Source organism: Desulfonatronospira sp. (assembly GCA_003563255.1).
In the GTDB taxonomy this organism is placed as follows: Bacteria; Desulfobacterota; Desulfovibrionia; order Desulfovibrionales; family Desulfonatronovibrionaceae; genus Desulfonatronospira.
This window is the reverse complement of sequence record PWSL01000276.1, coordinates 1-20,732: the sequence shown is the minus strand read 5'-3', so window position 1 is coordinate 20,732 and position 20,732 is coordinate 1. Positions and strand designations below refer to the sequence as shown.

Genomic DNA, 20,732 nt, shown 5'->3' with positions numbered 1-20,732 from the left:
TTTTCCTTGCGGGTTCTTATTCCCGCAAGGAAAAAACATGCTTCTTCAATCTCTTTTATCTGTGTCAATCTGTGTGATCTGTGGGCTAAAAACTCTTTTCTTATCTGGGTTGCGGGCAAAGTCCGCTTTAGTAAAATACAAAAACTACACCTGATACCAAAAAATTGAACAGGCAAAGGCAGACATTATATGTTTTCAGGCGAAGATGACGTTCTTTTTTCGGACCTGGACCTGAAGGAAGATACCAGTTATTTTTTTTATATCGGCGAGATCAAAGCGGACTGTTTGAACCAGTTTGTGGCCGAGTCCCTGGGCAAGATATACGGCCGCAAATTCGAGTTTATTTCCATTATTCCGGACATCATGGAGTCCTATCCCCACAGGAATATCCTGGTTATCAATCCAAGGGCTAAAAGTCTGTATGCCCAGACCAGCAGAAAGTACAGCTGCCGCATGGCTTCCGGGGAGTTTGCAATGGAGGTGTCCAACTCTCCAGCCGTGCGCAGTCTTGCAGAGATGCTCATTGCAAAGCAGGGCCGTCTTTATATCCATGTCTATGAATCCATGCCGCAACTGGGACTTGCAGGCATGCCCGGGGCGGTCCTGCTGGGTCCAGAGGGCGGTCTGGCTTCCATCTGGAATAATAAGCTCTACCAGCTGCAGATGCTGAGCGGCCTGGTGCCTCTTATTGATTACCGCATCTGTAAAAACACTCAGGAACTGTACTCTGCTGTCTGTGAGGTGGCCCCGGAGTGGACCGATGGTGTTTTTGTCAGCCGGCCTTATTCCGCAGCCGGTGCCAACAGTTTGATTGTCCGTTCAGGGCGGGAGTTGCTGGAAAAAGAACCGCTCTGCCAGGATACTTATTTTATCAGCCGTTATGTTCCGCATGAACTGGATCCAACGGTGCTGGGGGTGGTGGGCAATCAGGACGATGTGTTTATTGCCGCCATTGCGGATCAGGAGATTGAAAACGGAAACATGTTTCGAGGGTCGGCTTTCCCCTCCCGGCTTTCCAGCAGGGAACAGACTGAAATCAGGGAGCACGCCCGCATGGTAGGGCGGGCACTGGGCAGAAGCGGGTACCGGGGTATATTCGGCTGCGATTTTATCGTGGACCATGAAGGCCGGATTTTTTTTGTGGAGGTAAATGCCCGTAAACAGGGCACTACCATGGAGATGTGCTGTACTCTGGAAAATGCCCTGCCCCAGGGCTCGCCTTCGCTGATGGAGATGGAATACCATGCTGTAGTGCACAACAGATTGCCCCCGGGCAGAGTGGAAATCAAGGAAGCCATCAAAGACCTGTACTGGAGAACCTACAACTTCAAGGTGGATCGTCAAGTGGTGACCAACTACTTTCTGCCCATGGATGAGGACGAGCGGGAACTGTTCAGGCAGGTCCGCAACAGAAAGGTGCAGCATAAGATGATAATTGTGGAGCACCCCGGACACAAGTGTGCCATCATGCCCGGGACTTTTCTGGGCCGGGTGGTGGCAGTGGCCGACAACCTGGATGACCTGAACCGGGATATCAGCCTGGGGAAGTTCATGCTGGAAGAATCTATAACCATTACGGAATGAGCCATGCAATATAATGAACCACTGGATGATTATACCATAGAGCTTCTGAATCATCTTTACAGTGTAGGACCTGCTAAAGATCAATGGGGATACTCTGTCCGGGTGAGTGAGATGCTTGCAAAGGCGGAATCCCATGACTCCGTGCAGGATATAGTAGATATTTTCCTGTTTTTAAAGAAGCTCAGACTGGAAAAAGGTCTAAGCCCTGCCGGTCTGGGTCTGCAATGGGAGCAGGCAGTGGGCCTGGCACTCAGGCACCAGAGTATCGACGAGCACGGAGTCAGCCTGGGAGGCCGTGTGGACCGGGCTATGGCCATCGTGGAGGAAGCCGGGGTCCGGGTCGACGGTTACCTGAAAGCCAGGGATAAAGAGGCAGCCAGTGGAATACAGCTATGGGACGGAATTCAGGAAAACCATGCCCGCATTCGCCGGGTGCTGGGCATGTCCATGCAGGAGTGGGACTCCTTTGCCGGGCAGCTTAAGTATGCCATAGAATCCCCTGAGACCCTGGAAAAAATTTTGAACCTTCCCCGGGGCGCCCTGGACGAGGTAAGCCGGGTGACCAGGGAATACCGCATGCGCATGACCCCTTATTATGCCGGCCTGATCATGCCGGAAAGGCTGGATGATCCGGTACTGCTGCAGTCTGTGCCCACTGGTGAGATGGTGGACAATGCCGGCATCGAGATTCCGCCGGTGGCGGCGGATCATTCTCCGGCCAGGCTCATTGACCAGTTTTATCCCAGGGTGGTGACCATCAAGGCCACCAATATGTGCGCCATGTACTGTACCCACTGCCTGCGCATAGCCCATATAGGCAGAAAAGACCGCATTTACCCTCAAAAGGCCTATGCCGAGGCCCTGGATTATATCCGAAACGACAGCCGTATCCGGGACGTACTCATAACTGGGGGAGACGCCTTCATGCTGCCCAACAATGTTCTTAAGAACATCCTTGCGGAACTGGACCGGATAGAGCACGTGCGCATCAAGCGTCTGGGAACCAGGATTCCGGTGACAACCCCCCAAAGGGTGGACGGAGAACTTCTGGATATCCTGGAATCAAGCAACGACATAAAGCCGGTTCGGGTGGTCACCCAGATAAATACCGCCCAGGAGATAACTCCGGTCTCCAGGGAGGCCTTCAAGCAGATATCCAAAAGGGTGTTTGCCGTGCTGAACCAGGCGGTACTTTTAAAGGGTATCAATGACACTTTTGTCAAAATGGTCTGCCTGTGCGAGACCATCCAGGAAGCCTACGTCAGGCCGTATTATATCTTTAACTGCAGCTACCGCAATCCCCAGTTCACCCACTTGCGGGTGCCGGTGGAAAAGGGCAGGGATATAGTAGAGGCAATGTACGGAAATATATCCGGGGATGCTGTACCCAGATATATTGCCACGGCCGGGGGCAAAATCCCCCTGCACCGCAGCAACGTCCTGCGCCGGACAAAGGACAGCATAGTCCTGCAAAAGCCATGGAGCGCAGAAGAGGTCAGCTATCCCGACGCCGACCCTGTCATGTATGCCGACTCCCTTGCCGGTCTCAAAAAGTATTCCCAGAAGGTATCAATTTAGCGGGGGACAGTCCCCGTGCTAGATGCAAGGCGCTAAACAGATACCCAGGAGTAAGGCCTGAATATGATTCAAGAAATAGCCAGGGATATCTATTCCAGGCAGCAGGAGATGCTCGAGCTGTTGAGGAGGCTGGTGCTCATCCAGAGCGGAAGCCACAACAAAGCGGGCCTGGACAGCATGGCGGAATCCATGTCCGGGATATTTTCCGGACTGGGGATGCAAAGCGAGGTGATCTCATTCGCCCATTGCGGCAACATGGTCATTGCCGGAACTCCTGCTGCAAAGAAACAAAAGGGCATACTCCTGGCGGGACATATGGATACAGTGTTTCCAGAGGACACCTCGTTTAATTATTTCCGGGAGGACGAGAGCAACGCCTATGGTCCAGGAGTTCTGGATATGAAAGGGGGCCTGGTGGTGGCGGTTTTCGCCCTGAAGGCCCTGGCCAATGCCGGATATCTGCAGGACCTGCCGATTACTGTTCTTTGCAATTCTGATGAGGAAGTAGGTTCGCCTTATTCCAGAAAGTTGATAGAGAGCTTGTGTTCCAGAAATAACCAGGCCCTGGTTCTGGAGGGCGGCGGGCTGCAGGACCAGGTTGTGGTGGGCCGCAAGGGAAAAATCGGTCTGCAGGTACATGTTTCAGGCCCGGGGGGCCACGCCGGGAACTATTCCGGTGGGGATAAACCCAGCGCAGTCCTGGAGGCGGCCCATAAGGTCATAGCCCTGGAGGACCTGAATTCATGGCCCCGGGTTCAGGTCAATGTGGGGCGCGTAGATGGCGGAACCAGGCCCAACTGCATTGCAGAGCAGGCCTTTCTGGAGGTGGACATTCGTTTTGAAAAGGCCAGTGATGAAAAGGCCCTGAGTGACAAAATATCGGTCATCCTGGAGACCCCGGTGGTCCAGGGCACAGGCTGCACCTGGAAAACGGTCTCCTGTCGCCCTTCCATGCCGGAGGGGGGATCCGGGGAGATTCTGTATGACCTGGCAAGCACGGCTGCCGGCGAACTTGGTTTTTCCGTGGGCCGGGAAGTGAGGGGTGGTGTTTCAGATGCCAACTTTATTGCCGCCATGGGAGTGCCTGTCCTGGACGGCCTGGGTCCGGTCGGGGATCACGATCACAGTCACCGGGAGTACATTATCAAAGACAGCCTGCCCCGGAGGTGCGCACTTACAGCTGCCTGCATCTTAATGGCCCTGGGGCAGAGCAGGGGAGTGCAGCAGGACTGAAATGCGCTCATCCATTGGCCCGGGCCCTGGCCTGGGTTTCCTGCCTGGTCTTGCCCCTGGCCTTGAAAATGTCGGCCAGGTCCAGCCAGAATTCACTGACATCCGGCCTCAGGGCCACGCTCTGGCGGGCCAGGGATTCGGCGATTTCCGGATCATCTCCGCTTTCCAGGTATATCCTGGCCAGAAGATTCAAGGAAAATGCGTCCCTTGGGTCCTGGAGCAGGGCCTGGTGCAGAAATTCCCGGCTTGATTCCTTCTGGTCCTGTTTCCAGGCCAGCCTGGCCAGGTGCCTGGGGGCCAGGCCGGCTCCATCGCTGGTGCGGCCCGCGTCCAGGTAGCACTGGGTTGCCTGCTGATACTGACCGCTGTTTTCAGCCAGCTGGCCCAGTCTGAGCAGGCTGAAGGCATGGGTGGGATCAATTTCCAGACACCTGGCGAACAGGTCCGCAGCCTCCTGGACTTCGCCCTGCTTGAGGCAGACACAGCCAAGATTATACCAGGCCATGAGGTTGAATTCATCCCGGGAGGTGATTTCCTGGAAGTGCTGCCTGGCCAGTTCCAGCCTCCCCAGGCGGGCGTAGCATATGGCCAGGGAGTTGCGGGCCAGGAGGTTGTTTTCATCGGCGGCCAGGGCTTGCTTGTACTCCTCCAGGGCGGCAAAGGTATCTCCCTGAGTAAAAAGGGAATCCGCACTCACGGTGAGTGTCAGGGAATCGAAGCAGGCCAGTCTGGGAGGAGTGGTCAGCCTGGCATGTTCCAGGGCCTTGCGGCAGTTTTCGAGGGTGTCTGTCTTGGAGTAGTTCAGGAATGGCCAGGCAGCCAGGGCCAGGCTGGCGGAAACCTGCAGCCCGGATTTGATTTCCTCCAGAAGGCGGATCCAGGGTTTTTTGAGGTCCTGGCATGCCTGGCCGGAAAAATAAAAAATCATGCAGGTGGAGCTGTACCTGCCCCCCAGGGGTTTTTGGGGGAATACCCGCTCAACCATTTTGATAATTTCCTGGATCAGGTTTTCATTGTCAATGCCATTGCTGTGACTGTCTTTTTCGGGATACTCCAGCTTGAGCATGGCCATGCAGAAGGTATCATCGTTCATCCTAGACCTGGTCCACAGAGAAAGAAAGTCCCTGTAAGAATACAGACCAGTGAGCAGGTCCCGGGGCTGGATATCTCTGCCGGCCATGTCCTGTTTCTCCAGGAGGCTTTCATTTTCAGCCAGCAGGCTCAATTTGTCCCCGGGTTCGATTTTCCAGGCAGGGTCGTTTAAGTACAGGATTTCAGCGATGGAAACCTCCTCCTGCACTTCCTGAATGGTTATTTCGCCCTTGTGAATGGCCGGGTAGGTACCGGATGAAGATCTTCCGGATTTTTTAATTGCCTGAGACCGGCCGTTGAACTTGCGGGACCAGACCATGAACTTCTGGCCTTCCAAAACATCCATGTTCTTGCCCAGATTTATTACCAGCCGGTTCAATGGCAATACCTCCAGGATAATCCCGCCTTGCTGCAAAAGCCTGCTGAAGGCAAAGGCCTTGTGGCTGCCGTTTTCCTTGGAAACATTCATGGCTTCCCCGGCCTTGAGGCATACCAGGTGGGCCAGTTCAAAAGCAGACCTTTGAAACTGCGGGCCCCTGATATCCTGGGGAAACAGACTCCAACCCACAGCAGCAGTCAGAGATATCTTTTCTCCTGATATCTGGTACTCAAAGACCAGGGAAGCTGTCTTTTCACGCAGGGTCTCGGCAAGCTCCCTGCATCTGGCTGCTGAGGCCTGGGGCCAGAATACGGCCATGGTGTCGCTCTGCAGCCTTGCTGCCATGGCCTGCTCGGGCAGTTCCTGGAGTATATGCTCCGCCAGTTTCGCCAGGACCTGGTTGCCAAAGGTATAACCAAAAACATTGTTTATTTTTTTGAAGCGGTCCAGGTTTAGAAGTATGACGCAGAAGGTGGCACTGTAGCGATCCAGGCCGGCGTCCATGGAAGCGGCAGGGCCCAGGGTCAGGCTGGTCTGGATGTCCTGCACCGCTTTTTCAAGGACCTGCTGGAATTTTTCATGGTTGTACAGGCCGGTGATGGAGTCGGTAATGCATTGCTTGTGCAGAAGGACCTTGTCCAGGCACAGGGATATTATCCCGGGCAGCACCTCTTTTATCTGCTGCATGCGGTCGATGTCGATGCCCCGGGCCATAAATATCCCCAGGAAGCGGGTCTTGTGCACCAGGGGCAGAAAGGCCCGGTCCTTTTCAAGAACAGGGACAATTTTGTCGTCATGATACATCGCAGGGGGGATTTCCCGGGGAAAATACAGGCTGTAAGCTGAAAAGTCGAAAGTCGCGCCCAGGGATTCCTGGAGCACGGCTTCAAACAGGATAAGGTCGCTTTTGTCCAGATGGGGCTTCATTGGACCTCTCTTGTCATGGTGTTTATGTGATAAGAAAATGATCAGAAAATCCAGATAACTGATAACTTGACAGTCAAAAGGTCTCTAAGGCGGGCTTTGCCCGCAACCCAAAATCATATTCTCACGCAAAGGCGCCCAGTTAAATGGCTCCGCCTTCACTTCGTGAATTTAACAGGGCTGGCAAAGGTCGCCAAGGAATACAGGATACCTCTGCTTCGTCTCTTAAACTTTGCGTACTTTGCCTGCCCAGTTGAATTGATCGAAGAGCAAGCCCGAAGGGCATTCAACCGGGGCGGCTTTGCGGTTCAAAATTTTCTTGTTTTTTATAACAGGGTTTCAGGAGTAAGTCACCAGGCTTTTCCGCGACTCTGCGCGGAAAAAGAGGCCCCACAAACATGCAAGCACAGTGTTTTCTTTTCTTGTTCCCAGGCTCCAGTCTGGGGACATCGCTTTTCTGTGGCTCCAGCCACATATTAAAAAAAGCGGTTGTTGCCGCAAGAACAAAGCGTTCCCAGGCTGGAGCCTGGGAATTAGAGGTAACCAGGAACGAAGAACCAGGAACCAGGAACCGATTTTAACGACCAACATGTTTGTCTGAAATTTGTGCTAAGCGCCTAAAGCGGAGTCTCGGAAACCGGGTTTTGAGGCAGTGGCCTTGTCTGAACAATGCCTCTGAGTAGCCTGCCCAGGATGTCTGAACCTGTAATGACATGTTTTTCATCTCCCCAGTAAAGGATAATATCCTCATCAATGACATCGTCATCAGAACGCTGTGGGTTGACCTTCAGCTTGGGGATGATTTCGCCCAGGCTTTTAAGTCCGTCACGAACAATAATCGGCCGGTGACAATGATGATAAGGATTGAATTTTTGTGGCTCAAACAGTGCCTGGCGCAGAAACTTGTCAGAATTTAGTGTCATCCTGGGCTGACTGTCCGGGTCAGTAATGATTATCCATTTTTTGCCTGACTTCTGCACCCTGGCCAGAAAATCGTTTCCAATCTGTGGTGTGATTTCAGGGAAAACCGGCCTGCTGCCGTTAAATTCCAGCTGGATAATGCTGTCCGGATTGATAATCTCGCCCTCGGCCGCCACAGGCAGGTCATCCAGGGCAAGGAAGTTAAGACTGCCCTTGCCTTCTACCTTGTCTATCTCACTGTTGGATGACTTCATATGCAGTTTTATGATTTCACGCAGGTCATTTTCTTTAAAATATACAATAGCCTCAGGTCCCAGCCAGCGGTCTAGAATCATGGCCGTAGGTTTGGCTATGGGATAGAGGATGAACTGATAAATGCGGATAACAGGGTAAAGCAGTGCTCCCATTTTCAGGGCATTTCTGGAGAAATAGGCCTGGGGCATGATTTCGCCGAATATTGTAATTACAACTGTTGAAAATAAAAAAGCCAGCACTCCGGTCAGCACAGAGCCAGACAAAAGAGCAAGCAAAACATTGACACCCACGTTGGACCACAGAATGGTGACAAGCAGGAAGTTGGAATCTTTTCTGAGCCTCAGTATTTTCAATGCATGAACATTATTCCTGGCAGCCTCCATCTTCAGCTGGAGCTTGTTGATGGTGAAAAAGGCCAGGTTGAGCCCGGAAAGCATTGCTGACTGGGAAATGCAGAGCACAATTCCGATCCAGATGAAAGTGGTCATGGTAATATATCCTTATTAAGGTTGCTGCTGCAATGAGTTAGAAGCAACCATCTGAATTTGAAGCCTTTACAAGTCAAAAAAAGCTGAAATTATGTCCAGCAAATGGTTTTTGTCAATGACCAGGAGTGAACTTGCATCTAAAGGCATTTCCAGGCCTGTTTTGTTCGGGTCGGACCTGGTCAATATATTAAAATATTTGAGATGAGCTCGTTTTTTGCTTGATTTTGAGTCTTGGAGAATCTGTTTAAATGTCCTGTCAGCCAGGCACTGGATACCACGGATATGGCTTAGAAAAGCAAAAGAGTATTTGTTTAGCGTTTTGCTTGTGGCATGGGGACTGGCCCCGCACTTATTTTTCTGAAGGATGATTGACAGGTTTAAAAAATAAGTGCGGGGAGAGCCAGTCCCCGGAGGTCAATCAATAAGTTTCGCTGTAGTGCTAAACAGATACGCAAAAGAAAAGGTCCAGGCGGTGCTGGAGGATGTTCTGGGGATTGAGGGTCCTGGACTCAAGGATGCAGATGATCTTTCAGGATCCCTTCAACTCCCTCAACCCCAGGATGAGCGTGGAAAAGATCCTCATACTCGCCAGTTGCTGGAGGCGGTTCCCCGTTTGTAGAGGAGCCCGGGTATGTCCAGCTTGACAAAACCCTGTTGAAGATACAGTTTGCAGTACACTTCAGGAGGACAGAGAAAATGAAAACAGTTGCTTTCACAGAGTTTCGCAAAAGGCTTATTTTATTACCGAGGCGGAACAAGGTGAAACCATTCTGCTTCTCAGGCCGGAAAAGCCTGTAGCCGAGGTTGTCACTTGTATTTAAAAAGAGCAGCGGATACCTTCATGGAAGCAGTCCCGGGATCTTCTCCAGCTTTCAGGGAGTGCATGTTTGTGGGGACAGGCACCCCGGCACTTATTTTTTTTGGTATCTGCATCCCTGAATGGTTACACTTGAACGATAAGCCCAGGAGATTTTTATGGATGTTTTTGAGGCCATATTCAACCGCCGCAGTATACGAAAATTCACCGACCAGGAGGTAAGCCGGGAATATGTCCTGCAAGTCCTGGATGCAGGCAGATGGGCTCCCAGCGGTCTTAACAATCAACCCTGGCGTTTTCTGGTTCTTACGTCCAGAGACGGGAGAAAAAACGCCCTCATGGACTGCACCAAGTACAGTCATATTGTAAGGGCGGCCAAAGTCTTGATTGTAGTTTTCCTTGACACCGGTTCCAAGTACAATCATGTAAAAGATTGCCAGGGCATCGGGGCCTGCATCCAGAATATGCTCCTGGCTGCTCATGGGATTGGCCTGGGAGCGGTCTGGCTGGGAGAGATTATCAACCAGGAATCCATGGTGCACCAGGTGCTCGGTACTGACCAGGACAAGCTGGAACTTATGGCCGTAGTGGCCATGGGGCACCCGGATCAGAAAGGTTCTTCACAACGCAGGGAACTGAAAGAACTTATACTGGAAGAATTCTAAAAATCAGAAATGGGAGTCAGGCATGCTCGAGATAAAGACTTACCCCCTGGGGGTTCTTCAGACCAACTGTTATCTGTTGTATTCGCAGCAGGAAGCCATGGTGATTGATCCAGGAGGTGACCCTGAGCGGATAGTAACTCACCTCAAGGAAAAAGGATTGAAGCTTGCTATGATTTTGAATACCCATCTGCATTTTGACCATATTCAGGGCAATGCGGATCTGGCTGCTGCCACCGGGGCAAAAATTTTCGCCCCGGAAGAGGACAGGTTTTTATTGCAGACCGAGGTAGGGGCGGGCGGTTTTATGGATTTTCCGGAAACACCGGAGTTCGAATTTGAGGATTTAAAAGAGGGCAGGCATGATTTTCTGGGACACGAATGCCAGGTCCTGCACACCCCGGGGCATACTCCCGGCAGTCTTTCATTTTACTTTCCGGAACTGCAGTCGGTATTCGTGGGGGACCTGTTGTTTCTGCGTGCCGTGGGCCGCACTGACTTCCCCGGGGGAAGCATGAGTATGCTTCAAAGATCAGCCCGGGAAAAAATATTTACCCTGCCGGATAATACGGTGATTTATTCCGGGCACGGCCCCGAGAGCATGGTCATTGACGAAAGAAAGAACAATCCTTTTTTTCAGAATACATCTTTTACATAGCCCGGGCAATACAAGAGAAAACACATGCTGTGGCTGGATCTTCGCAACAGGTGTTGAGGCCTGGAACAGGAGGTGAGTAAGCATCTCCGGCAATCGAGGATAGAGGCGGTTCGTGTGCTGGCTCATGAAAAGTCTGCTGCTGTCCTGAAAACAATGGCCATGTTGCACCCGGAATGGAATTTGAAGATGACTGCAGAATCCTCGTATATAAAGGCCGACTTTGAACGCAGGAGAGAAGTAAATGACTGATTCCAGGGCGATGGTTCTGGGGTGCAGCCCCAGGAAAGACGGCAACAGCGACAGGGCGGTTCAGGAAATTGTCCATGCCCTGCAGGAGCAGGGGAGGCCGGTGGAGAGCATTTATCTCAGGGACAAAAAGATCCTGCCCTGTATTGGATGCCGCAAGTGCGAAACCAGCAGGAACAATCGCTGCATCCTGGCTGGAAAAGATGATGTCCAGGAAATCCTGGACAATATGCAGGCCTGTGAGCACATATTTTTCAGTTCCCCCATATATTATTACCATGTTCCTGCTGTTTTTAAGTCTCTAATAGACCGGGGGCAGAGTGTTTACGAGGTCTGGGCTGCCCGGGGCGAGCCGAAGCTGGATTTGAAAAATGCATCCTGCGTCCTGATAGCCGGCAGAAAAAAAGGGGAGCGCCTGTTTGAGGGCAGCCTGCTGACCCTGAAGTACTTCCTGCATCCCCTGGGTTTTGCCCTCAATGACCTTTGCCTGCGAGGAATCGATCTCAAGGAAGACCTGGAGAGGGACGCGGATTCCAGAAAAATGATCAGGGATTTTGCAGTCGGTATTAATTTTTAGGCGACTGGTATCTGTTCAGCGCTTTGCATGTCGCATGGCTCCCAGGCCCACCTCCGGCTTGTAAGACACGTGCCTGCGGGTCGGCCTTCTGGCTCCGCTTCCAGGCCGTAAGGGAGAGCATACAGCCCGGAGGTAAATTATTTCCCATTATGCACAAGCATTTCAAAGCCTTCCTGAGCATACATGGATACGCTGGAAATTTTTCATGGCTGCAGGTGAGGCAGTACATCCGGGCTTTCAAGTCCGGTTTTCTGGGTGGAAGATGCCTGGTCTGCGGGCTGGTAATGGTCCGGGAGAACCGGTCGATTGCCATGTGCTCCAGGTGCAGCGGAAGGCTGAAGATTCGCAGGACCGGTTTCTGTCCCGGATGTGCCAGGGTTTATGTCCTGGATGAAGAAGAGCCCTATCTGTGCCTGGATTGCCGCGGCAGACCTTTTCCCTGGTCCGGACTTGGCTTTTTCGGGGCTTATCAGGAGCATTTAAGGGACTTGATTTTGAGCTTCAAATTTCAAGGGGATCTGGGTCTGGGAAAGGTCCTGGGAAACATGCTGGTGCAGGCGGCTGATTTTCACGGCCTGATCAGGGCGGATCTGGTAGTCCCGGTTCCCATGCACGAATCCAAGCTTAAACAGCGTGGATTCAACCAGAGCCTGGAACTGGCCCGCATTTTTTGTGCAGGCTCCGGGCTGAAGCTCCAGACCCGGGCCTTGAAAAAAATAAAACCCACAGCCGCCCAGAGCACCTTGAAGCGAAAAGATCGCCTCAAGGAATTAAGAGGTGCTTTTTCTGCTGATCCTGTGCAGGTTAAGGGGTGCAGTGTCCTGCTGGTTGACGATATCTTTACCACCGGCTCCACTCTGGATGAATGCACCAGGGAGCTCAGGGTAGCCGGGGCTTCAAGGGTTGAGGTATTGTTTCTGGCCAGGGGGGTGATGTAGCCCTGCCCCTGCTTTCTTGCTGCTTCACCCGGGCCGGCCGGGTGAAGCGTATTTTAACTCTCAAGTGCGCTGTCATGTTGATTATTTCAAAAACCTTTGAGGATATTGCTTGACGTTTTTTATTATGTGATATATCAGATTATCTTCTTTATTTGGAGGTAAAAATGTTTGCTATAGTTGAAAGCGGTGGGAAGCAGTACCGGGTAAGGGAAGGCCAAAGGCTCAAGGTGGCCAGGATGGACCAGGAACCCGGTGAAGAGATTGTTCTGGATTCTGTGCTGGCAGTGGGACAGGATGAGGAAGTTCAGATAGGCAAGCCGTATCTTGAAGATGCCAGGGTTATTTGCGATATCCTGGAGCATGACCGGGACAAAAAAGTGATTATTTTTAAAAAGAAAAGACGCAAAGGATACAGCAAAAAGCAGGGACATCGCCAGGATTATACCGCCCTTCAAGTCAAGAGCATCCAGGCCTAGTCCCGGGAGGATAACAGTATGGCACATAAAAAAGCAGGCGGCAGTTCCAGGAACGGACGCGACAGCCACGGTCAGAGAAGGGGTGTGAAAAGGTACGGGGGCCAGAAAGTGCGGGCCGGCAATATTCTGGTGCGTCAGTTGGGCACCAGGATCCATCCCGGCGCCAATGTCGGCGTGGGTAAGGATTACACCCTTTTCGCCCTTTCCGACGGCGAGGTCAAGTATGAAAAATTCACCCGCAAGAAGAAGGTCCGCACCAGGGTCAGTATTGTACCTGCAGCGGTCTGATTTTTTCTTGTCCTGATTATCATGGCCGGCCGCCGGGAGTGCATCTCCAGGCGGCCTTTTTTTTGAGGTCTGCAGTATGCGTTTTGTTGACGAAGCCGAGATTACTGTCCGTTCAGGCAAGGGAGGGGACGGATGTGTTTCCTTTCGCAGGGAGAGGTTTATTCCCAAAGGCGGTCCTGACGGGGGCGACGGAGGCGCCGGGGGTAGTCTTTACGTGCAGGCTGATCATGGGCTGCTGACCCTTTACGACTTCAAACGCAAGCGCCTGTTCGCCGCGGAAAACGGACGTCCCGGAATGGGTGGACAGAGATTCGGAAGATCCGGCAAGGACCTGGTAATATATCTGCCGGTGGGCACCCAGGTATTCTCCATCCAGGACGGGGAGGAGACTCTGCTGGCGGACCTGGTTCAAGCGGGGCAGAAGGTGCTTCTGGCCGCCGGGGGCAGGGGAGGCAAGGGTAATTCGCATTTCAAGTCATCCACCATGCGGGCCCCCAGATTTGCCCAGCCCGGGGAAGAAGGATTGGAACTACGCCTGAGGCTGCACCTGAAAATTCTGGCTGATGCGGGTCTGCTTGGCTTTCCCAATGCCGGAAAATCTACTCTTGTTTCAGTTATCTCTGCTGCCAGGCCCAAAATCGGATCCTATCCCTTCACCACAATTAATCCCAACCTGGGCGTAGTGCGGGACGAGCACGACACACTGATGGTTGTGGCTGACATACCCGGCCTCATAACCGGGGCACACCAGGGCAGGGGTCTGGGGGACAGGTTTTTAAAACATGTGGAGCGTACCAGGTTCCTGGTACATATCCTGAGCGTGGAAGACATTGACCTGGATCATCCATGGCATGGCTTTGAGATTTTGAACCAGGAACTAAAGAAGTATTCCCCTGAACTGGCCTCCAGAAAACAGATTCTGGCTTTGAACAAGATCGATTTACTCAGTGATCCTGAGCTGGACAGACTTAAAAAATCTTCTGCAGCCCTGCCTGGGAGGGTGCACTTGATTTCAGCCCTGGAAAAAACCGGGGTTGACTCTCTGCTCCAGGAGATGTGGAACAGTTATTACCGAATGTCGGAAGAGGTTGAGCAAGGAAAAAAGGGGGACAGACACCCCCTCACTATAACAAGCCACCCATTATGAAAGACTTGCGCGAAACCACCCATAAAATCCTTGCCGGTGCAGGCCGGGTTGTTATCAAGATAGGCAGTGCAGTGCTTACGGACAGAGAGGGCCTGGATCTGCGAGTTGTCAGCAGGCTGGCCGATCAGATTGCCCTGTTGCACGACCGGGGCATGGACATCATAATGGTCTCTTCCGGAGCGGTTGCCGCCGGTTGCAAGGTGCTTTCCTCATGCAAAAGCAAAAGCGATCTTGTGTTCAAGCAGGCTACCTCTGCGGTGGGCCAGAGCAGACTCATGCATTGCTATGACGAGATTTTCGGGCGTTACGGCAAAATTACCGCCCAGATCCTTCTCACCAGAAATGACCTCAAAAGCAGGGAACGTTTTATTAATGCCCGCAATACAATACTTCAGCTTCTGAAGTGGAGGGCGATCCCCATAATAAACGAAAACGATACCGTGGCGGTTCAGGAACTGCGTTTCGGTGACAACGACGCCCTGGGAGTCATGATCCTGAACCTGGTGGAGGCGGATCTATTCATAAATCTTACCTCAGCCGACGGGGTATATTATGAGAATCCCAAGGAAAACCCTGAGGCCGGGAGGATTGCCTGTATAACAGACATAGACTCCCAGCCTCTGGAAAAAATGTGCAGCGGTAAGACAGAACAGGGCAGTGGCGGTATGTACAGTAAGCTCCTGTCGGCTAGAAAGGCAGCCCAGCTTGGCGTTCCCACCCTTATTCTGTCCGGCAGGGAAAGGTTTTCCCTGGAAAAAGCCTTTGACGGCCAGGAGCTTGGCACCTGGATTCTTCCCCGTGACAAGAGCATATCCAGCCGCAAGTTCTGGTTTGCTTACAACCAGGAGCCGGCAGGTGAGGTAGTAGTGGACGGCGGTGCTGCGGCAGCGGTGTTTGAAAAGGGCAAGAGCCTGCTGCCGGCAGGCATAGTTGAAGTCCGGGGCAACTTCGGCAAGGGGGCTTTGATCAAGATAACGGAGCAGGGCAGTTCCAGGTCTCCTGCAGTGGGGTTGAGCAATTACAAGGCATCGGATCTGCGGCAGATTATGGGCAAGAAGTCCAGGGAAATAGAGGGAGTGCTGGGTCAATGCCTTTATCCTGAAGCCATCCACAGGGATAATATGCTCTTGGATGCCGTACTCTAACTCTTAACCTACCAACGCGGGCTTTGCCCGTTGTCCACCACAGAACGTGTGTACGTAAGGGAGAGGTTGATAAGTAAGCTTTGCTGTAGCGCTGATTGAGGCCGGGTTTTCCGGCGGCCCGAATTGTCGGTTTTCAGGAGCAGGTCTAAAGCCTCTGCTGGATAAGGGTCATGGCTTTCTGAGCCAGGAGAGAGATTTCAGGTTTGGATATCTGGTCGTCAGCTCCCACGGATGCACCCTTGTGACTCAATCTGTCGCTTATCAGTGAAGAAAAAAGGATGACCGGCAGAGCGCCGAGCGTGGGGTCTTCCTTGATTTTTTTGGTCAGGGTCAGACCGTCCATGGCAGGCATTTCTATATCGGATACAACCACATGGAGTATACTTGAAAGGGGTCTGTTCTCCCTGCTGCAGAGATCTTTAATTTTTAGCAGTTCATCCCATGTTTCCTGCCCGTTTTTGAATTTTACAACCTTGAACCCGGCCTTTTCCAGCAGATCCGCAATCATATTCCGGATCAGGTTGGAATCGTCTGCAATATAGGCGATATAGCCGCTTTCAGTATCTGACACCATTTCAACATCCAGGGTCATGCTCAGGCCCGGATTGAGTTCAGCCAAAATCCTTTCCAGGTCAAGGATAAAGACTATCCTGTCTTCTATCTGGACCACCCCGGTTATACTTCCGCCGCTGAAATCGTCTATGTAAACATCCGGGGGTTCCACTGCGTTCCAGCTCAAGCGGTGAATCCTGGTAACCCCGGAAACCATAAAGCCGGTAACAACTCTGTTGAATTCGGTTATAATGACTTTTGAAGATGCTGACTGAATTGATTTCTTTTCAAGCCAAAGACCCAGGTCCACCAGTGGAATTATGCGCGAGCGAAGGTTGAAGGCCCCTAACACACAGGGGTGAGGGGTGTTGGGCATTTCAGTGACATCAGGCTTGTTAATAATCCGTAAGACCTTGGCTACATTTACTCCGTAAAATCCCTGGTATTTTTCTCCTCCAAGATCTTCACTCAGGAAAAACTCCACGATTTCCAGTTCATTGGTGCCTGCTTCAAGAAGTATGTCGGTGTTGGTCATGAATGTCTCCGGTTCAAGCAGATGGGCTTTTCCTGCTCATTATCTGCATCAGGTACTGATGGATGGACTGGATAGTCTCATTGGGCGTGGACGCCCCTGCTGTAAGCCCCACTTTGCTGCAACCCGCAACCTTTTCCGGATCTATTTCATCCCGGGTTTCTATGTGCAGACAACTGGGGCAATATTTCCGGGCCACCTGGTACAGGCGACGGGTGTTGCCGCTGTTCCTGCCACCTACTACAAACATACACTCCACTTTTCCTGCGATTTCGATGGTTTCGCTCTGGCGGTCCTTGGTGGCATCGCAAATGGTATCCAGAATGATGATATCTTTTTCCAGTTTTTTTTTCAGTTCCCGGGCGATTGACAAAAACTCCTGCCGGTCCTGGGTGGTTTGGGACACCAGACAGTATCGCCCTGTTGGCATCAGGGTAAGCTCCCTGAATTCTTTGGTGTTTTCAAACAGATATGCCGGGCAGCCGGCATAGCTCAAAAGTCCCTTGACCTCTGGGTGATCCTGTTCCCCGTAAATTAATAGGCAGTCAGAAAGATAGCTGTTTTTCTGAATCAGGAGCTGGGCCTTCTTGACTTTGGGGCAGGTGGCGTCCAGGATTTCGATGTTGCGTTTTCGGAGCTGTTCCTCGACCAGCAAAGGCACTCCATGGGCCCGAATGATAACCATATCCCCTGATCGAGGCTTCAGGCAATCATCAATGATTCTGACCCCCTTGTTGCTGTAATATTCCAGTACCTGGGGATTGTGGATGATTGGACCGTAAGTGAATATGTTTTGGTTTATCTTGTTTTTGATGGCCTGGTCCAGCTTGCCAAGGGCCAGGCTGACCCCCATGCAGAAGCCGGCGCTTTCAGCAAGGAGCACTCTTTCTTTCATTGCGTCTCCGGATGTCTTTGTGCAGATGTCATCACTTCCTCCAAATCCTGCCACTCTTTACATAATATTATCCTTTTGCGCAATTCCTTTGCACCGGGGAGGCCGCGCATCATCCTGGGAAGCAGGGACCTGAGCTTGAGTACAGCCCGTGTGGTGGAATACCTGCGGTAAACATCTATCGCCTCCCGGCACAGCCGTAAAACAAAATCCCGGTTGCTGGGCAGGTCCCGGCGCCCCTGAAGCAGATGCTGGTAACGCATTCCCACAGCAGGATCCATGAGAGCACCCCTGGCAAACATGACAGTATCCACCCCGGTGGACTGGACACATTGCAGTGCATCCCGGGCGGTGAACAAATCTCCGCTGGCGACAACCGGGATGCTGGAAACAGTCTTGAGCTCCTGCAAAGCCTGGTGCCTGGCCCGGCCTGTGAACTGCTGCACCGCAGTCCTGGGATGCAGAGTAATCCACCCGGCCCCTGCATCTGCCAGTGGTTTGGCCAGATACAGGTAAACAATTTCCTGGTTGCTCCAGCCCAGGCGCATTTTCACTCCCACCCTGCCTGCTCCGGCATGTTGAGTCATGGCCGAGACCATCTCCAGCAGCAGTCGGGGATTTTTGAGAAGAGCAGCCCCTGATCCGGTTTTGACTACTTTGTTTACGGAACAACCGCAATTGAGATCAAAGTATGCAAACCCCATGCTGCAGAGTTGATATACAGCCCGGGACATGATTTCCGGTTCATTGCCGTAAAGCTGTACCACCAGGGGCTGGTCTTCAGCACTGGTCTGCAGCAGGCGCATGGTGTTGGCCGTGGAATAAAAAAGGCCTTTCGCGCTGACCATTTCGGTGCAGGCCGCCATACAGCCCCATTTGCGGCACAAAAGTCTGAAAGGGAGGTCTGAATAACCGGCCAGGGGAGCCAGCCAGGGGGAGCCGGGTGTAAAGGGGAGGGCAGCAGAGGGGCTTGGAGTGGACAGCACTGTTTACACCACTATGCTGAATCTTTTTCTGCCATCAGGGTCAAGCTCCACCTCTTTGAGCACAATTTCAGGATGCATGCTTTCCACCTGCAGATGCAGAAGCCTTCCCCGGAAATGGTGGTCCCTGATCCAGGCCAGGACCCGGAGGTCATCTACCAGGACCCAGGCCATATTGGTAGTGTCATATTCCAGAACGGTACCCCTGATTATTTCTCCGGGGCTGTACCTGCGTCTGAAACTTCTGACCCTGGGGTTTTCCCTGGATTCATCTTTAGAGCTTTCCCTGTAGCCTGGACCAAAAATGTTCATTTCGATTATTCAGTTATTTTTACCGGCCACGGTACCCTTCCACAATGAGTTCCACCTCGTCTACGGACATGCCGGTTGCTCTGGCCAGTTCCTCCACGGAACGTCCGTTCTGGTACCCGGTTACTATGATTTGTTTCATGAACTGGGGGGACTTGGTAAATTTTTCGGCATGTCGAATCAGTTTGTTAAGTTCCTTAACTCTGAGGTCCAGTTTATGTTCCAGTTCAGTCAATTCTTTCTGGCGCTTTTCAAAAGTTGACACCAGTTCATTTTCCAGTTGGGTGTTGAAATTGAGTCGTTCAAGGAATTTTTCCTGATTATCCTGCAGGTGAGTCAGGATGTTTTCGGATCGCCGCAGGCGGAAAAAGAACACAAAGACCAGAGCAAGCAAAATAACTTCTACTGCACTGACAACCAGCAAAATCCAGTGAAATGAACTCATCTATCAGCTGTGTCCCGGGACCTGCAGAAATTGCACGAGCTATACCTTGAGGTCCACAATGTTTTCTGAAAGGGGTATTGGATTTTCCTGTTCATCTGAAGACTTTTTTCTGGTAAAAGACTTATCCGGCCCCAGGTGTTTTCTGCTCTGATGCTCTTTCTGCGGGTTTATCTGAGTGATCTTGTCCGTTGGAGGCACCATTCCTTTTTCCTGGTTGAATTTTGATACGGCGATGTCACTCAGTACAGCCTGGTACCTCTCAGGAGAATTATGGGCCGCCACCTGGAAATGCTGGGCTATATGGGACTGGGCCGCCACAACCGGCAGACTTAAGGGATGTATCATTTAATTCACCCTGTAATCCTCGATTACTATGTTCTGCAGTTTATCCCGACCTAAATACTGCTGCACAATCGACATTAGGTCCTGGGAAATAGATTCTGTGTTATTGCTGTCCATTAGAAAAGAGTCGTCCTTGTTACGCAGGTAATAATAAATTGAATCCCGCAGGATCAGTTTTTTGTCTTCCACCTCCCGGGCCGCTTCGATTCCAAAAACCGACAAGGAAAGTCTGGTTCGAAGAAAGTGGATTTTACCGCCGTATTCGATGTCCACAATAAAAGGCTGAAATTGAACTATTTTTTCCTTTAGAACCTTTTCGGGAGGTTCTTCAACTGTTTCTTCAACAACTTCCAGCTCCGGCTGAGGTGCCAATGGAGGCTCTTGCCTGGTTGGTATAAGCAGGTAGCCTGTCACAAGTAAAAGAATTATAAGAACGCTGCCAAAGGCGGCAATTGCACTTTTCTGTTTCCACCAGGGAGCAGCCGTTTCCTGGTCTTCATGATCCTCTATAATTTCTTTATCGACATCTTCTATTTCTTCCTTAGGGATCGGCTCCTCTTCTTCTTCGTCTTCCTCCAGAAAGGGTGCGTCATCGAGATCCAGCTCGACTTTTTCCTTACTTCGGTCGGTACTTATTTCATCCTGATCCAGGGCAAGCTCCTGATCGGAGGAATTATCCTTGTCTTTTTTTGCCATGGCATTCACCCGGTTTTAGACCGGCTTTCGTGTAACTATTCAGGGGGGGCCACAATGGTGACAGACAGCGACCGATCTGGGGACTGTCCCTCGATAATCACGCCTTTGGCGTGATTAGCACTACAGCGACACTTTATTTGAACTCGAAGGGGACTGGCTCTTTTGCCGCCGAGAGTCCTGCCATATTACGGTTTGAGTTCGGCAAAAGTGCCTGTCCCCGGTGGCCAGGGCAATAATTAACACAAAGTGTCGCTGTAGTGCTAGTGCAGGTTCACAAAATTTCACGTCTGTAATTTTGGTATTTGTGCAGGCAAGGTGTTGTGGGGATAGTCCCAAGACCGGATCCGGCTTCCCCTGAATGGTTATGCTTTCGTTATCACTACAGCGAAACAAATAAATTGATCTCCTGGAACCGGCTCCCCGCACCTTTTTTCTGACAGAAGACTTACGTGTTTTATAAACAACTGCGGGGTGCCTGTCCCCAATTGTCCCCAATTGAGACAGGATATAAAACTATAGAAATATTTCTGTAGTGTAATTATCTCTACTGCGAAACTTATAAATTGACCTCCG

General features: G+C 51.6%; 22 protein-coding genes. 13 read left to right on the top strand and 9 right to left on the bottom strand.

From position 1 onward, the window contains the following. Positions 1-189: 189 nt before the first annotated feature. The 3 genes from QZP87_RS08085 to QZP87_RS08075 all read left to right on the top strand — a co-directional run bounded on the left by QZP87_RS08085 (position 190) and on the right by QZP87_RS08075 (position 4,395). A complete protein-coding gene (locus QZP87_RS08085) occupies positions 190-1,584 on the top strand; it encodes an ATP-grasp domain-containing protein (protein WP_291322413.1) in 1,395 nt (464 codons plus the stop codon). A gap of 3 nt (positions 1,585-1,587) precedes the next feature. Beyond that, positions 1,588-3,162: a KamA family radical SAM protein gene (locus QZP87_RS08080; protein ID WP_291322412.1), complete on the top strand. Its 1,575-nt coding sequence runs from the start codon at positions 1,588-1,590 to the stop codon at positions 3,160-3,162. Positions 3,163-3,225: 63 nt separating this feature from the next. Beyond that, positions 3,226-4,395 (top strand): M20 family metallopeptidase, encoded by a 1,170-nt coding sequence (locus tag QZP87_RS08075; RefSeq protein ID WP_291322411.1) that lies wholly within the window; start codon positions 3,226-3,228, stop codon positions 4,393-4,395. Positions 4,396-4,402: 7 nt separating this feature from the next. On the opposite strand, the gene QZP87_RS08070 is transcribed toward QZP87_RS08075, so the two are convergent. Both QZP87_RS08070 and QZP87_RS08065 read right to left on the bottom strand, forming a co-directional pair. After that, entirely contained in the window at positions 4,403-6,793 is a 2,391-nt protein-coding gene (locus QZP87_RS08070) for a tetratricopeptide repeat protein (RefSeq protein ID WP_291322410.1), read from the bottom strand. Between the two features lie 614 nt (positions 6,794-7,407). Then, positions 7,408-8,454, bottom strand: coding sequence for a DUF21 domain-containing protein (locus QZP87_RS08065; RefSeq protein ID WP_291322409.1), 1,047 nt, complete (start codon positions 8,452-8,454; stop codon positions 7,408-7,410). A gap of 436 nt (positions 8,455-8,890) precedes the next feature. Between QZP87_RS08065 and QZP87_RS08060 the strand changes: the two genes are divergently transcribed. The 10 genes from QZP87_RS08060 to proB all read left to right on the top strand — a co-directional run bounded on the left by QZP87_RS08060 (position 8,891) and on the right by proB (position 15,408). Continuing rightward, complete coding sequence (locus QZP87_RS08060) at positions 8,891-9,073, top strand: hypothetical protein (RefSeq protein WP_291322408.1); 183 nt, start codon at positions 8,891-8,893, stop codon at positions 9,071-9,073. A gap of 356 nt (positions 9,074-9,429) precedes the next feature. Further along, entirely contained in the window at positions 9,430-9,936 is a 507-nt protein-coding gene (locus QZP87_RS08055) for a nitroreductase (RefSeq protein ID WP_291322407.1), read from the top strand. A 22-nt stretch (positions 9,937-9,958) separates the two neighbouring features. Beyond that, positions 9,959-10,591, top strand: coding sequence for an MBL fold metallo-hydrolase (locus QZP87_RS08050; protein WP_291322406.1), 633 nt, complete (start codon positions 9,959-9,961; stop codon positions 10,589-10,591). A 72-nt stretch (positions 10,592-10,663) separates the two neighbouring features. Further along, positions 10,664-10,840, top strand: a complete 177-nt coding sequence (locus QZP87_RS08045; protein WP_291322405.1) for a hypothetical protein — start codon at positions 10,664-10,666, stop codon at positions 10,838-10,840. Next, positions 10,833-11,414, top strand: coding sequence for a flavodoxin family protein (locus QZP87_RS08040; RefSeq protein ID WP_291322404.1), 582 nt, complete (start codon positions 10,833-10,835; stop codon positions 11,412-11,414). The genes QZP87_RS08045 and QZP87_RS08040 overlap by 8 nt, the downstream gene beginning before the upstream one ends. 149 nt (positions 11,415-11,563) lie before the next feature. Further along, positions 11,564-12,352: a ComF family protein gene (locus QZP87_RS08035; protein ID WP_291322403.1), complete on the top strand. Its 789-nt coding sequence runs from the start codon at positions 11,564-11,566 to the stop codon at positions 12,350-12,352. Positions 12,353-12,516: 164 nt separating this feature from the next. Beyond that, positions 12,517-12,828 carry a 50S ribosomal protein L21 gene (gene rplU, locus QZP87_RS08030; protein ID WP_291322402.1) on the top strand — a complete coding sequence of 104 codons (312 nt, stop codon included), beginning with the start codon at positions 12,517-12,519 and terminating at the stop codon, positions 12,826-12,828. Positions 12,829-12,846: 18 nt separating this feature from the next. Beyond that, a complete protein-coding gene (gene rpmA / locus QZP87_RS08025; protein WP_291322401.1) occupies positions 12,847-13,116 on the top strand; it encodes a 50S ribosomal protein L27 in 270 nt (89 codons plus the stop codon). Between the two features lie 76 nt (positions 13,117-13,192). Continuing rightward, on the top strand, positions 13,193-14,263 hold the full coding sequence (gene obgE, locus QZP87_RS08020; protein WP_291322400.1) for a GTPase ObgE: 1,071 nt from the start codon (positions 13,193-13,195) through the stop codon (positions 14,261-14,263). After that, positions 14,260-15,408, top strand: coding sequence for a glutamate 5-kinase (proB, locus tag QZP87_RS08015; protein ID WP_291322399.1), 1,149 nt, complete (start codon positions 14,260-14,262; stop codon positions 15,406-15,408). The genes obgE and proB overlap by 4 nt, the downstream gene beginning before the upstream one ends. 145 nt (positions 15,409-15,553) lie before the next feature. Here proB and QZP87_RS08010 read toward each other — a convergent pair whose 3' ends face one another. Genes QZP87_RS08010 through QZP87_RS07980 form a run of 7 tightly spaced genes read right to left on the bottom strand, consistent with a single transcriptional unit; the run spans position 15,554 to position 20,159 of the window. After that, positions 15,554-16,495, bottom strand: coding sequence for a chemotaxis protein (locus tag QZP87_RS08010; RefSeq protein WP_291322398.1), 942 nt, complete (start codon positions 16,493-16,495; stop codon positions 15,554-15,556). Between the two features lie 13 nt (positions 16,496-16,508). Then, entirely contained in the window at positions 16,509-17,387 is an 879-nt protein-coding gene (gene ispH, locus QZP87_RS08005; protein ID WP_291322397.1) for a 4-hydroxy-3-methylbut-2-enyl diphosphate reductase, read from the bottom strand. Continuing rightward, positions 17,384-18,370, bottom strand: coding sequence for a tRNA-dihydrouridine synthase family protein (locus QZP87_RS08000; RefSeq protein WP_291322396.1), 987 nt, complete (start codon positions 18,368-18,370; stop codon positions 17,384-17,386). The genes ispH and QZP87_RS08000 overlap by 4 nt, the downstream gene beginning before the upstream one ends. Positions 18,371-18,373: 3 nt before the next feature. Next, positions 18,374-18,679 (bottom strand): hypothetical protein, encoded by a 306-nt coding sequence (locus QZP87_RS07995; RefSeq protein WP_291322395.1) that lies wholly within the window; start codon positions 18,677-18,679, stop codon positions 18,374-18,376. 19 nt (positions 18,680-18,698) lie between these two features. Further along, a complete protein-coding gene (locus QZP87_RS07990; RefSeq protein WP_291322394.1) occupies positions 18,699-19,121 on the bottom strand; it encodes a hypothetical protein in 423 nt (140 codons plus the stop codon). Positions 19,122-19,160: 39 nt separating this feature from the next. After that, the gene (locus QZP87_RS07985) at positions 19,161-19,466 is read right to left on the bottom strand and encodes a hypothetical protein (RefSeq protein ID WP_291322393.1); all 306 of its coding nucleotides are present in this window, start codon (positions 19,464-19,466) and stop codon (positions 19,161-19,163) included. Next, on the bottom strand, positions 19,467-20,159 hold the full coding sequence (locus QZP87_RS07980; RefSeq protein ID WP_291322392.1) for a flagellar basal body-associated FliL family protein: 693 nt from the start codon (positions 20,157-20,159) through the stop codon (positions 19,467-19,469). Positions 20,160-20,732 lie beyond the last annotated feature (573 nt).

What these genes read in the sequence shown, in the direction of transcription:
- QZP87_RS08085 (WP_291322413.1), top strand. Translation starts at nt 190, where the DNA reads ATGTTTTCAGGCGAAGATGACGTTCTTTTTTCGGACCTGGACCTGAAG.
- QZP87_RS08080 (WP_291322412.1), top strand. Translation starts at nt 1,588, where the DNA reads ATGCAATATAATGAACCACTGGATGATTATACCATAGAGCTTCTGAAT.
- QZP87_RS08075 (WP_291322411.1), top strand. Translation starts at nt 3,226, where the DNA reads ATGATTCAAGAAATAGCCAGGGATATCTATTCCAGGCAGCAGGAGATG.
- QZP87_RS08070 (WP_291322410.1), bottom strand. Translation starts at nt 6,793, where the DNA reads ATGAAGCCCCATCTGGACAAAAGCGACCTTATCCTGTTTGAAGCCGTG.
- QZP87_RS08065 (WP_291322409.1), bottom strand. Translation starts at nt 8,454, where the DNA reads ATGACCACTTTCATCTGGATCGGAATTGTGCTCTGCATTTCCCAGTCA.
- QZP87_RS08055 (WP_291322407.1), top strand. Translation starts at nt 9,430, where the DNA reads ATGGATGTTTTTGAGGCCATATTCAACCGCCGCAGTATACGAAAATTC.
- QZP87_RS08050 (WP_291322406.1), top strand. Translation starts at nt 9,959, where the DNA reads ATGCTCGAGATAAAGACTTACCCCCTGGGGGTTCTTCAGACCAACTGT.
- QZP87_RS08040 (WP_291322404.1), top strand. Translation starts at nt 10,833, where the DNA reads ATGACTGATTCCAGGGCGATGGTTCTGGGGTGCAGCCCCAGGAAAGAC.
- QZP87_RS08035 (WP_291322403.1), top strand. Translation starts at nt 11,564, where the DNA reads ATGCACAAGCATTTCAAAGCCTTCCTGAGCATACATGGATACGCTGGA.
- rplU (WP_291322402.1), top strand. Translation starts at nt 12,517, where the DNA reads ATGTTTGCTATAGTTGAAAGCGGTGGGAAGCAGTACCGGGTAAGGGAA.
- rpmA (WP_291322401.1), top strand. Translation starts at nt 12,847, where the DNA reads ATGGCACATAAAAAAGCAGGCGGCAGTTCCAGGAACGGACGCGACAGC.
- obgE (WP_291322400.1), top strand. Translation starts at nt 13,193, where the DNA reads ATGCGTTTTGTTGACGAAGCCGAGATTACTGTCCGTTCAGGCAAGGGA.
- proB (WP_291322399.1), top strand. Translation starts at nt 14,260, where the DNA reads ATGAAAGACTTGCGCGAAACCACCCATAAAATCCTTGCCGGTGCAGGC.
- QZP87_RS08010 (WP_291322398.1), bottom strand. Translation starts at nt 16,495, where the DNA reads ATGACCAACACCGACATACTTCTTGAAGCAGGCACCAATGAACTGGAA.
- ispH (WP_291322397.1), bottom strand. Translation starts at nt 17,387, where the DNA reads ATGAAAGAAAGAGTGCTCCTTGCTGAAAGCGCCGGCTTCTGCATGGGG.
- QZP87_RS07995 (WP_291322395.1), bottom strand. Translation starts at nt 18,679, where the DNA reads ATGAACATTTTTGGTCCAGGCTACAGGGAAAGCTCTAAAGATGAATCC.
- QZP87_RS07990 (WP_291322394.1), bottom strand. Translation starts at nt 19,121, where the DNA reads ATGAGTTCATTTCACTGGATTTTGCTGGTTGTCAGTGCAGTAGAAGTT.
- QZP87_RS07985 (WP_291322393.1), bottom strand. Translation starts at nt 19,466, where the DNA reads ATGATACATCCCTTAAGTCTGCCGGTTGTGGCGGCCCAGTCCCATATA.
- QZP87_RS07980 (WP_291322392.1), bottom strand. Translation starts at nt 20,159, where the DNA reads ATGGCAAAAAAAGACAAGGATAATTCCTCCGATCAGGAGCTTGCCCTG.